Below are 11,646 nucleotides of genomic sequence, written 5' to 3'. Positions count from 1 at the left end.
CTCCCGGCGGCACCCCGGCCGCCCCGCCCGGCCCGGTGAGCCCGCCCGCGAGGAGTTCGAGTACCGCCGCCACGGCACCGCATCCCTGATCGCTGCCCTGGACGTGCTCACCGGCGAGGCCCTCACCGAGGTAATCGCCCGAAACGACGCGGTGACCTTCACTGCCTTCCTCGACCAGCTTGACGCGATCATCGCCCCCGGCCAGGAAAATCACATGGTTCTGGACAATGGGTCCTCCCACACCGCCAAGCACAGCAAGAAGTGGCTGGCAACCCACCCCCGATGGACCGTGCACTGGACCCCGCCGCACGCCTCCTGGCTGAACCAGATCGAGCTCTACTTCTCTGCCATGACCCGCCGCGTCCTCCGCCACGGCGACTTCTCCAGCCGCGGCGACCTACTCGACAAACTGGACGCCCACGTCATCGGCCGCAACGAATCCGCGAAGCCATACAAGTGGACCTACGACGGAACCCCGCCCAAGACCACGTGAACAGTCCGCACACCCCTCCACGGACTTGCGCGGAGCGGCACTGAGACCACCGCGTCGTTGTCACCCCCACCCCCGGGGGGCGGCAAGACCGTCCGCGCCTTTCTCCCCCGGTAGTGCAACGGGCCCTGCCGCGGCATTGGTCAGCCCGGACAGGCGGCTGCGGCCGGGCCTGTTTAGGAGAGCTTTCAGCGGCCATACGGGGTTGCGTAAGGCGTTTCCACCGAAGAGGGAGTGATCGGCTGTGTCTGGCGAGCAGAAGGCCGAAGCGAAGGTCGAGCAGGCCAAGGGCAAGCTCAAGGAGACCGCCGGCCGCGTGACGGGCAACGAGGACCTGACCACCGAGGGCCTCGGGGAGCAGGCCAAGGGCGACGCGCGTGAGACCAAGGAGAAGGTCAAGGACGTCTTCAAGGACTGATCGTCATGCGTGAGGGCCGGGACCGCTCTGCGGTCCCGGCCCTCACGCATGACGCGCCGCCGCGACGCGTTCGCTGCCGATGGTCGGGGAACCGAAGAAGGAATAGCCGCGCTACCCGTCGGCGCGGCGCAGATGACCTGCGCGAATGAAGCGGATTCAGCCGGCCACTGATGCGGTCGTCGGCCAATTCCTCTGGCCTCCGCAGAACTCGCCGCACTTACGCCAGCCGCCACCATCCCTGCGGACCGCCGAGTAAGCCCTCAATAAGGGCGCACCCACTTCCGCCGGCGACCGCATCGCCTCGCTGCCACCGCCCGTGCTCGCGGCGTCCTCACTGGCTACAGCAGCCACTCCGCCCTCCACCCGCCCGGACTTCGCACCCGCTACCCGCCTTGCGTACGCAGCTGATGCTCGTACGCGAAGATCACGACCTGCACCCGGTCGCGGAGCCGCAGTTTGGTGAGGATGCGGGTGATGTGGGTCTTGACGGTGGCCTCGGTGAGGAAGAGACGTTCCGCGATCTCGGCGTTCGACAGACCGGCGGCGATGAGGTGGAACACGTCCCTTTCGCGGGGCGTCAGTCGGGCGAAGAGCGCGCCCGCGTCGTCCGCGTGCGGCCACGGGGCGATCTGGGCGAAGCGGTCGACGAGACCGCGGGTGATGCGCGGGGTGAGGACGGCGTCGCCGGAGGCCACGGCCCGGATCGCCGCCTGCAGTACGGCCGGGACGACGTCCTTGAGGAGGAACCCGCAGGCTCCGGCGCGGAGGCCCTCGAAAGCGTACTCGTCGAGGTCGAAGGTGGTGAGGATGAGAACGCGCGAGGCTGTGCCGGAGGTGATGCGCCGGGTCGCTTCGATTCCGTCCATGACCGGCATCCGTACGTCCATGAGCACCACGTCCGGCAGGGTGCGCCGCGTAAGATCGACCGCCTCCCGCCCGTTGGCGGCTTCGCCGACGACAGTGATGTCCGGCATCGTGTCGAGGAGGCTGCGGAAGGCCATGCGGACGAGTGCCTGGTCGTCGGCGAGCAGGACCGAGATGGTCATCGCGGTTCCCCCAGCTTCAGCTCGCCCGAGACGACCCACCCTGACGCGATGGGTCCCGCCCGGAGGTCACCGTCGAACATCGCGACCCGTTCCCGCATCCCGGTCAGCCCGTTGCCGGCACGTCTCTCGGTGCCGGTTCCGGGGGCCGGCCTGCCGTCGTCGGTGACGCTGAAGCCGACCAGGTCACCGCCGCAGTGCAGGACGACGTCCACCGTCGACGCGTTCCGGGCGTGCTTGACGACATTCGTGAGCGACTCCTGCAGGATCCGGTAGAGCGTCGTCTGTGCCTCCGCGCTCAGGGCCTCCGGGCTGCCGGTCTCGGTCAGCCGGACATCCAGGCCGGTGCCGCGGGTCTCGTCCACCAGAGCCTCGAGCGAGCCGAGGTCCGGCTGAGGGGCTCGTTCGCCACCGTCGTCGGCCCGCAGGACACCGAGCAGGCGACGCATTCCGGCGAGGGACTGCCGGCCGGTCGACGCGGCCTGGAGCATCTTCCCGCGGGCGCCCTCCGGATCGGTCGCGGTGGTCGCGGCGGCGGCCTCGGAAAGGGCCACGACGACGACCAGGCCGTGGGCGACGATGTCGTGCATCTCCCGCGCGATCCGGGTGCGTTCGGCCGCCGCGGCGAGCTGCGCCTGCTGGGCGCGCTCCTGTTCCAGACGCTCCGCGCGGTCCTCGATCGAGGCGAGGTAGCGCCGCTGGGCGCGCACGGTGGTTCCGAGGAAGAACGCCGCGGCGGCCAGCCCGCTGAGGATGACGAAGGCGTCGTTGACGCTCGCGGCCGGGGCGAACCGCACCGCGACCAGCACGACGCCGAGCTCGACGGCCGCCACGGCGGTGAGCGAGTGCCGTAGACCATGGTGGGCGGCGACGGTGTAGAGCGCGACGAGCACCGCGAACTCGGAGAACGAGACCGTGCCGAGCGCCCACGTCACCATTGCCACGGTCCAGCAGAACCAAAACACGGCGACCGGAGCGCGGCGGCGCAGCAAGAGGGGGCAGATCACGGCGATCGCCAGCAACCAGTCCAGCACCCCGGACCCGTTGTAGAGCAACTCGTGCGACGCGGCGACGGCGCACAGGACCGGCGGCCCGAACAGCAGGACGAGGGAGAGCGGCGGGCGGTCCCGGAACAGTCGGTGCGCCGGCTGGAGGTGCTTCACCCCGCCGACATTACGGAAGGGCGGTCCCAGCGACATCAATCGAAGGTCTTACATCCGCCGGAAAGTGACCACCATCGTTGGATGTGCCGGTCCAGGGGTCGCTTCTAGCTTCGCGATATGAGAAATCGACCAGCGACCATGGCCATGAAGGTGCCGGAGATCGCTCTCACCTTCTGGATCGCGAAACTCTGCACCACCGGATTCGGTGAGTCCTTCTCGGACTACGTCTTCTTCAACGACTACATAGGACAACACGCGGCCATGCTCATGGGCCTCGGCCTGCTCCTCGTATGCCTGGCCGTGCAGTTCGCCACCACGAAATACACCCCGTGGGTCTACTGGCTCGCGGTGACGGCGGTGAGCGTCTTCGGGACGATGTCGGCGGACTTCCTGAACAAGGATCTGGGGATGCCGCTCTACGCCTCCACGCTGATGCTGCTGGCCGTTCAGGCCGCCGTCTTCGCCGCCTGGTACGCCACGCAACGCACGCTGGACGTGCACAGCATCAACAACCCTCTGCGGGAGCTGTTCTACTGGCTGACCGTCCTGTGCACCTTCGCCCTGGGAACAGCCGCGGGCGATTTCGCGGCCGTAACCCTGGGGCTCGGCACCTTGGCCTCGTCCTTCGTCTTCCTGGGGATCATTCTGATCCCCGCGGCCGGCTATCGCTGGTTCCGTCTCAACGAGGTCCTGGCCTTCTGGTTCGCCTACACCATCACCCGCCCCCTGGGCGCCTCCGTCGCGGACTGGCTCTCCGTACCTGCCCCTTATGGGGACGGAATTCAATTGGGGACCGGGCCCATAAGCCTGGCCCTCGGGATTCTCCTCGCGGGAGTTGTCGCGGTGGTCGCATCACAACACCGTCGGCCCAATCCCCCTACAGCGGCACCCCTGGAGGCGACAGTTCAGGGCCGTTGACCACACCGGGAAGAGTCGGCCCCGGTCACTCACGAGTCCCCTGGTCTCGACTCCGCCCACACGGTCCACCAGATCTTCAACACCTGGCGCATCCTCATGCACTACATGCTCGACGAGGACGTCCCTCTCCCACCCAACATCGTGGCGCGGATCGAGCTCCCCGACGTCACACCACGCGTCACGGTCCCGCTGTCACCCTCGCAAGTCTCTGCGGTCGCCGCAGCGATGCGGAGGGTGGCACCACGATATGAGGCTCTGATCTGGCTGGGAACCTGCGCCGGACTACGCCACGGCGAGGCCTTCGGACTGAAACGAAGCCAAGTCGTCTGGGATCAGGACCTACTTCGTGTCGCAGAGCAACGTCAGCAGAGCAAGGCCGTACACCTCAAGACCAAATCCAGCTACGCAACCCTGCCCGTGGATCACTTCCTGATCCAGCGGCTGACCCAGCACACAGCGCTGTTCTCCGAGCCGCCGCCCGTTACACCGCACTCCGAACGCCGCCGGGCGCGCCGCTACAGCGAACCGCCGGACGAAGACCTGCTCGTCACGAACAGGTTCGTCAGGCCCGTCCTCGACAGCGATTTCCATGAGAAGCGGCGAAAGGCCGTGAGACTGGCCGGGCTTCCGGAACGCACCCGATTCCATGACCTCAAGCACTTCTACACAACCACCCTCGGCGCCTCCGGCAAGCACGATCCCAAAACGGTGCAGGCACTCTCCCGGCATGCGGAGTTCTCCTAGACCTCGGACATCTACGCTCACCCTCCCCTCGCCGTGGAGGGGATCACGGTCGCCGTATTCCGAACTGCCTTTTCGCACCTCCACAGACCGTCGACTGCTCCGTGAACCGGGGCCACCGGCACTGCTCATTGCCTCTGGTGTGTTCCGACAACCGTGGACTTCCCAACCGGAGCAGCAACTGCCCCGTAATCCCGCGGGAAGTGGCCTTGGGAATCAGGAAGACCTGGCGCACCCAAGGGTGCCGAGAGGGACATCGCGTACGTGGTCGGCATCCGCGGCGATATCACCGTCCAGCCGAAGGATGCGCATCCCGCCGCCCTGGCCTGGTCCGGCACCGACCGCCCGCCGTTGCCCCGCTATCAGCAGCCGCCGGTGATGGTGGCGGACCTGGCGGGAGGGCTCCCGCGGAGCGATGACCTCCCGCTTCCTCTGCGTCAAGGTCCCTCCGGCCGGGGTGCGCTCGCGCCAGCTGGCCCAGGCAGCCGCAGTGGCCGAGCAAGGCCGGTGGGACGGCGTCCTGCCCGAACTGTGGCTGCTGGCCAAATGACTCGACGATGAAGACAAACCAACCCGCTTCTGGCTGTCCGGCCTGGCCGACGACACCCCGCTCCTGGAGCTGGTCCAGCCGGCAAAGATCCGCTGGCGCATCGAGCACGCCTACCGCGAACTCAAGCACGACCTGGGCCTGGACCACTTCGAAGGCCGCTCCTGGAACGGCTGGCATCACCACGCCATCCTGGTCACCGGCGCCCACGCCTTCCTCGCCAAGCAGAGGCCGGCCCCAAAAGCCGATGCAGCGGCTTCATCCTCTACCAGATCCTCGACATCCTCCAGGACCGAACGGCTGGACCGGCACCTGCACCACCTGCCACCAACCTCTGCCCAACAGGACAACACCAAGATCAAGAAAGACCTGACGGAGTCCCACTGGTCAAGCGTCCCGGCTGGACCGTGGGAGGTCATTCCGGCGGACCTGTCCCGTGCCGCTGGATCTTGACCGTTTGCCATCGGACTGTGGCGGACGCGAGTTTGCGTCATCGGAGTTTGATCACCGCAGGTCGGCGGCCCAACGCACCTGCGGTGCGTTGGGCCGCCGACCTGCACTTATGTGCAGCACTTCGCAAACGTGCAGGTGAGAGCGTTACGATCGTCGTGCAGGCTGCTCGTTTTGTGGGGACGGTGGGGTCAGGAGGGCTTGACCGCCGAGACCGGGGTGACGGTCACCTTGTTGTCGCACTCGGCCCACACCCCGTCGTCCAGGGCGACCTGGTGCTTCCCGGAGTGCGGCAGCCCGATGACCATCGTCGGATACGCCTTCGGGGTCTTGCCCGACACGCAGTAGCCGTCGCCCTCCCCCTGGACCTGGACGAAGGTCAGTTTCACCCATGCCTTGCCGTGCGGCCGGACTGTCACGGTGGCGGCCCTGCCGGTGGGGGTGACCTTGAGTGGGGTGTTGTGGGCGGGGGAGCCGTTGCCGGCGCCCGCGACCGTCGGATGGCCCTTCAGGACGCACGTCTTCCGGGAGACGTTGGTGAACTGCACGACCGCCGCCCCGGTCCCGGTCCCGACGGGCCGGTGGGCGGCCTGCCACGCGCTGACCTGGAGGGCGGAGGCCGCGCAGGCGGGCGGGGTGGAGGTGGTGGTGCTCGCCGCCATGGCAGTGCCGGGCAGGATGCCGGTCACCGCCGCCGCGACGGCCGTGACCGCCGTCGTCGCCAGAGCCGCCCTGCGAATGCCGTTGCTGTGCCGCATGCTGTGGTCCCCCTGAGTCGTCTCGTCCGCGGGTTTCGGTCGTCGGTCGTAGCCCCGCGGTACGAGTGGTCGTGGTACGTGAGTGCAGAGGGGACGGGAGAGCGGCAGGGTTCCGTGCGGCGACTGCTTGTGACGGAACGGTGACGACAGACTGCACCCATGCAGATGGCCGTCAGAGCAGACAGGAGCACCTCCAGCGCGCCACGAGTCTTACCACACCCCCGGCGCGCACCGAAGGTGCGCTGAGCCGCTGACCTGCGGTGATCAAACTCCTATGACACAAACTCGTGTCCGTCGAAGTCCAATGGCAAACGGTCAAGATCCAGCGGCACGGGACAGGACCCGACGTCTCGTGGAAAGGGTGGCACGTTCAACCCGTACCTGCTACCTTCCCTCCGCTCATACATTCAGTCATGACATGTATGAATGGAGACGGCGTGCGGGGAAAGACAGCCGTGGTGCTCGGCGGCAGCGTGGCGGGGCTGTGCGCCGCGGGAGTGCTCGCGAGGCATTTCGACGAAGTGATCGTCCTGGAGCGGGACCGGCTCCCGCCGGACGCGCAGCATCGGCGGGGCGTACCGCAGAGCAAGCACCCGCACTTCCTCCTCAACTCCGGGCGTCGCGCGATTGGCGAGATCTTTCCTGGATTCGAAGAGGCACTGATCGCCGCGGGCGGGATGTGTCTGATGCCGTCGATGGACGCGGCGTACTGCGAGAACAAAGGCTGGGCCCCGCGCAAGGCCGGGTCGATGACGATGGTCTACAGCTCCCGGGTGCTCATCGAGCGGGTCCTGCGCGACAAGGTCCGCGAGCTCCCGGCCATCGAGATCCGCGAGGGCGTGACGGTCACCGGACTTCGTTCCACCGGGGCCGGCACCGCGCGCGGGCGCGTCGAGGGAGTCGAGTACCGCGCGGGCGACGACTCGGGCCACCTGTCCGCCGACCTGGTCGTCGACGCGCTGGGGCGCGGCTCCTGCGTCGCCGACTGGCTGAGCACGGCGGGTTGGCCGGCGCCGCCGGAGAAGACCCTCGACGCCAAGGTCACCTACACGTCGCGATGGTACGACCTGCCGCCCGCCGACCGGCGTCCGCAGGCGTGGTGGTGGAAGCACCTGGTCATCACTCCGACCCAGGACACCGGCGACCATCCCGAGGAACACGAGTTCCTCAGCAACTTCTTCCCGATCGAGGGGAACCGCGCCATCGTGTGCATGGGGGCGTGGGGCATCCGGATGCCGCGCGAGGTCGACACTTTCGAGGCCGCGGTGGACCGTGTGCGGGCCAGGTCCTTCGGGCAGGCGACGCATGCCTGCACGCCGACCTCCGGGGTGCACCTCACACGCTCGACCGGCAACAAGTGGCGCCGCTTCGACCTGCTCAACCAGCCTCCGCTCAGGCTGGTCTGCGTCGGTGACTCGATCTGCGCGTTCAACCCGTTCTACGCCCAGGGGATGAGCTCGGCGGCCCGCTCCGCACTCATCCTCGCCGAGATGCTGCACGGCCACGACGTCCTCGACCTCGCCTTCTTCCGCGAGTTCCTCGCCCGGCAGAAGAAGTCACTCGACGTGCCCTGGATGCTCGCGATGGCCCGTGACCGCGCATATGACTTCGCGACCGGGAGTGAGGTCGTCGCTCCCTGGCGCCGCAAACTGGCCGCGCGCCTCAGCTGGCCGGTCTTCAACGCCATCAACGCCACGAGCCGCGAGGACGCCTACGTCGAGCGGACGTTCGCCCAGGTCTTCAACCTCGACCTGTCGCTCCGGGACATGACCACCGACGTGCGGTTCTGGTTCGGAATCGCGCGCTACAAGGTGCGCCAGTGGCTCGGACGCACGGTCGTACCCGGCGGGTTCGACGACCAGCAGGATCCACCCGGCACCGACTTCACCGGCCACAGCCGCGCCGGCAGCGCACCGTACGCCGAGACCGACCTCGTGAATGACTGACCCGGGGAGCAGGCAATGAGCTCTTCATGCGACGCAGCGGCCGAGCGCCTCGCTGGACAGCTCGGCTTCTCCTGCCATGACGCCCATCCCATCGTGACCTTCCGCAACCCGTTCGGTCTCGAGAACAGCACCATGCCGTTCCTCGAACTGCTCATCATCGGTGGCGCGGTGTTCGCCCTCGTCCATGCGTGGCGGCGGTGGCGGCGCGACGGCGACCCGGTCAACATCTCTCTGTGGTTCGCCTCGCTCGTCTACCTGGCAGTGATCGAGCCACCGCTCTACTTCCCGGGCTGGTTCGGCCTGGAGAAGCACGTCGGGCTCATTTTCTCCCACAACGTGTTCACCGTGCAGTTCATGTACGACCGGCTGCCGCTCTACATCGTGGCCTTCTATCCGGCGCTGTCGCAGCTCGCCTACGAAGTGGTCCGCGCCCTCGGCGTCTTCGCGCGACGTGGGCTCCTTCCCGGTTCGCTGGCGGTCGCGTTCACCTGCCAGGTGTTCTACGAGATCTTCGATCAGCTCGGACCCCAGCTGAAATGGTGGGCCTGGAACCCCGGCAACGAGTTGGTCAACGAGCCGTCGCTCGCCTCGGTCCCGATGAGCAGCATGTTCCTGTTCGCCTCGGTGTCCTTCGGCGCGATGACCTACCTCGTCGTCAGACTGGTCGGCGCGAAGGACGGTCGGGGCACGCTCACCGGCCGGCAGACCAGCCTGCGCACCGTGGCCGCCGGTGCCCTGACACCGCTGGCGATGTCGGTCGCCGGCGTTCCCAGCAACGCCTTCCGCGGTGGGGATCACCTTGGGATCCAGCAGGCCATCCTCGGCGCCGAACTCGCCCTGGTCTGGCTCGTCGGCCTCTGCCTCCTTGCGGACGCCTGGCGCGCGCGGCGAACAGATCCGGTGCCGGTGGCGTCGCCGCTGTTCGCGCGGATCTATCCGGCGCTGTACCTCGGCGTGCACATCGTCTTCTGGCTGGTCGCCTTGCCGGCCTACGTCGCAGCAACCCATGGCATCACCGACCAGGGCACGCCGACCGGCAGCCTGTGGTACACCGTGCTGTGCGCCGTCGCCGCAACCGGGCTCATCGTGGCCGTAATCCGCGCGACCACGTCCCGACGGGCCGCAGAGCCTGTGCGATCCTGAGCGCATGGGGCATCACGGCTGGGGAGGCCGGCCTCCCGCATCGGACGCGGAGGCCAGGCAGCGCATCATCGACGCGACCGCCCGCTGCATCGACAGGCACGGCGTCACGAAGACGACCCTGTCCGACGTCGCCGGCGAGCTCGGCGTCACCCGCCAGACCGTCTACCGCCACTTCGACAGCATCAGCGACATCATCCGCGAGGTGGCGGCCCAGGGCGCCGAGTCGTTCGTCGACCTGATGATCGCGCACCTGCAAGGGACCACCGACCCGGCCGAAGCCGTGGTCGAAGGCATGGTCTTCTGCGTACGGACCATCCCCACCGAGCCACGCCTGAGCCTCCTGCTGCAACTCGCAGACACCACCGCCTTCGGCCGCGGCGCCACCACCAAGGACACCATCGCCTACGGCGCCAAGATGCTCCAGCGCTTCCCCGTCGACTGGGCCACCGCTGGCATCGGCGAGGACGACCTCAACGGCCTCGCCGAGATCATCATGCGACTCCTGACGTCACTGCTGCAGCACCCCGGCGAGCCACCGCAGAACGAAACCCGGCTGCGCACCTTCCTCAACCGCTGGCTGGCCCCGGCACTCTCCCGGACACCAGCACCTGCGCCCCCGCAATCCTGAACGCGCACCCGGTGACGTAAGAGGCAGCACCGAATCGCGACTCGCGCGCCAACCAAAACTCACCGCAGTCGCAGGGTGGGAGCACATTTTTTCCTACGTTGTTCTGCGGGACGTGGTGAGCCCTTCGCCTGGTTCACCCGCCCAGGGTGCCGGGTGTGGTTCACAAGGCTCTGCCGCATAGGACCGATTGATAGGGCGCATGCGGGCCTTCAGTGGTAGCCCGTCATCGCTGCTGGCGCGGGGCGCCGAGCCTGGCCGGCGCCGCCCCGGTACGGGTCGTTCGGATGTCATCTGATGCTGCGGGTCGGGCGGGTGGGGGCGTAGAGCAGGTACTCCAGTGGACCCCGTCGGAAGTGGCGGGTCCAGGCTGTCGCGCAGAGTATGGCGCTCGTGGTGAAGAGGAAGAGGGACAGCAGGGCGGGTCCGGTCTCCTCCTTCATTCCCACGGCGCGGATGGCGAGGTCGTACAGGACGTAGGCGGTCAGCGCGATCATGCCGACCGCCGTGACCGGGGTGGCCGGCCTGGTGAGGCGTGGCAGGCGGACCGTAGCCTGGACGCATACGGCCACGGCGACCAGTGCGACGCCCGTGTTGGCAAGGATGGAGAACGTGGTCTGGCTGCGCGGTGCGGCCACCAGCAGCCAGGTGGCCGGAGTGTCGCCGGTGAGGTCGCCGACCGTGTCGGACCACCAGGCGGAAGCCGGTGAGACGCCGTCGGGGGCGCTGCGACGGCGCCGAGCGCGTGCGGGACGAGATGCAGGGCCGACCAGGATCCGTCGTATCCGAGCAGCGCCAACGCAGCGCCCAGGCAAGAGAGTTGGGCGAGTGTTCGGGCTCGCGTGAGGTCGAGGCGGGCCACCGCCATGCCCGCGACCATGAACGACATCCAGGTGAGGACCGGGTATTCGCCCGTGAACAGCAGTTCCATGAAGCCGTCCGTGCCGGTGATCCAGGCCAGTTGGTCCCCGGCGATGACGGTGTCCGCCCAGTCGCCGGCCTCGATCGGCTGCCGGATCAGGTACAGCACTTGGGGCATGACCAGTGCGCCCCCGGCGGCGATGACCGCCAGTGTCCTTGCGCTCAGGCGGCGCAGTGGCAGGACGAGGAGGAAGAGCAGGCCGTAGAAGGAGAGGATCACGTCGACGCCTGTGTGCAAGGCGGTCAGGGCATAGCCCAGTGCCATCAGGACGAGCGCGCGGATGACGATCCGGCCGGAGGCGTCGATGACGGCGCGGGCGGTGATCCGCCCCATGTGGCCGTCGACCAACTGGACACTGCCGGGAAGGTCGAGCGCCGCTTCCCCATCGGAGAACTGGACATCGTGGACCTGGGGCCCGGTTTCTGCAGTTCGCCGTGGGCTGTGGCGTGCCGAGCAGGTCGTAGTCGCTCGGCCGCTTGGGT

Annotated in this window: 12 protein-coding genes and 1 pseudogene; 8 read left to right on the top strand and 5 right to left on the bottom strand. The window is 68.0% G+C overall.

The window, feature by feature from the left end:
- A partial coding sequence (locus JHN63_RS18100) for an IS630 family transposase (protein ID WP_200682102.1) occupies positions 1–493 on the top strand: 493 nt, incomplete at its 5' end.
- A gap of 241 nt (positions 494–734) precedes the next feature.
- Positions 735–908 carry a CsbD family protein gene (locus JHN63_RS18095; protein WP_200682101.1) on the top strand — a complete coding sequence of 58 codons (174 nt, stop codon included), beginning with the start codon at positions 735–737 and terminating at the stop codon, positions 906–908.
- A 383-nt stretch (positions 909–1,291) separates the two neighbouring features.
- On the opposite strand, the gene JHN63_RS18090 is transcribed toward JHN63_RS18095, so the two are convergent.
- Both JHN63_RS18090 and JHN63_RS18085 read right to left on the bottom strand, forming a co-directional pair.
- On the bottom strand, positions 1,292–1,954 hold the full coding sequence (locus JHN63_RS18090) for a response regulator transcription factor (protein WP_200682100.1): 663 nt from the start codon (positions 1,952–1,954) through the stop codon (positions 1,292–1,294).
- On the bottom strand, positions 1,951–3,150 hold the full coding sequence (locus JHN63_RS18085; protein WP_200682099.1) for a sensor histidine kinase: 1,200 nt from the start codon (positions 3,148–3,150) through the stop codon (positions 1,951–1,953). Before JHN63_RS18085 ends, JHN63_RS18090 begins: the two co-directional genes overlap by 4 nt.
- 81 nt (positions 3,151–3,231) lie before the next feature.
- On the opposite strand from JHN63_RS18085, the gene JHN63_RS18080 reads away from it, so the two are divergent.
- The 3 genes and pseudogenes from JHN63_RS18080 to JHN63_RS52745 all read left to right on the top strand — a co-directional run.
- Positions 3,232–4,032, top strand: coding sequence for a hypothetical protein (locus tag JHN63_RS18080; RefSeq protein WP_200682098.1), 801 nt, complete (start codon positions 3,232–3,234; stop codon positions 4,030–4,032).
- A gap of 105 nt (positions 4,033–4,137) precedes the next feature.
- A complete protein-coding gene (locus tag JHN63_RS18075; protein ID WP_234477303.1) occupies positions 4,138–4,776 on the top strand; it encodes a tyrosine-type recombinase/integrase in 639 nt (212 codons plus the stop codon).
- 246 nt (positions 4,777–5,022) lie between these two features.
- A pseudogene (locus tag JHN63_RS52745) lies at positions 5,023–5,614 on the top strand (transposase); the annotation flags it as partial.
- A gap of 347 nt (positions 5,615–5,961) precedes the next feature.
- On the opposite strand, the gene JHN63_RS18065 reads toward JHN63_RS52745, so the two are convergent.
- Positions 5,962–6,528 (bottom strand): DUF4232 domain-containing protein, encoded by a 567-nt coding sequence (locus JHN63_RS18065; RefSeq protein ID WP_200682097.1) that lies wholly within the window; start codon positions 6,526–6,528, stop codon positions 5,962–5,964.
- Positions 6,529–6,965: 437 nt separating this feature from the next.
- On the opposite strand from JHN63_RS18065, the gene JHN63_RS18060 reads away from it, so the two are divergent.
- From JHN63_RS18060 to JHN63_RS18050, 3 genes are read left to right on the top strand one after another with little or no spacing between them, the layout of a single operon-like run.
- Positions 6,966–8,474: an NAD(P)/FAD-dependent oxidoreductase gene (locus tag JHN63_RS18060; RefSeq protein ID WP_234477302.1), complete on the top strand. Its 1,509-nt coding sequence runs from the start codon at positions 6,966–6,968 to the stop codon at positions 8,472–8,474.
- Between the two features lie 15 nt (positions 8,475–8,489).
- Entirely contained in the window at positions 8,490–9,617 is a 1,128-nt protein-coding gene (locus JHN63_RS18055) for a hypothetical protein (RefSeq protein ID WP_200682096.1), read from the top strand.
- A 4-nt stretch (positions 9,618–9,621) separates the two neighbouring features.
- A complete protein-coding gene (locus tag JHN63_RS18050; RefSeq protein ID WP_200682095.1) occupies positions 9,622–10,245 on the top strand; it encodes a TetR/AcrR family transcriptional regulator in 624 nt (207 codons plus the stop codon).
- 287 nt (positions 10,246–10,532) lie between these two features.
- Here JHN63_RS18050 and JHN63_RS54295 read toward each other — a convergent pair whose 3' ends face one another.
- Both JHN63_RS54295 and JHN63_RS18045 read right to left on the bottom strand, forming a co-directional pair.
- Entirely contained in the window at positions 10,533–10,814 is a 282-nt protein-coding gene (locus tag JHN63_RS54295; protein ID WP_307781914.1) for a DUF418 domain-containing protein, read from the bottom strand.
- Positions 10,736–11,497, bottom strand: coding sequence for a hypothetical protein (locus JHN63_RS18045; protein WP_307781913.1), 762 nt, complete (start codon positions 11,495–11,497; stop codon positions 10,736–10,738). The genes JHN63_RS54295 and JHN63_RS18045 overlap by 79 nt, the downstream gene beginning before the upstream one ends.
- Between the last annotated feature and the right edge of the window lie 149 nt (positions 11,498–11,646).

The sequence above is a fragment of the Streptomyces sp. MBT65 genome (assembly GCF_016612545.1).
Taxonomy (GTDB): Bacteria; Actinomycetota; Actinomycetes; order Streptomycetales; family Streptomycetaceae; genus Streptomyces.
This window is presented reverse-complemented; position numbering and strand designations above follow the sequence as displayed.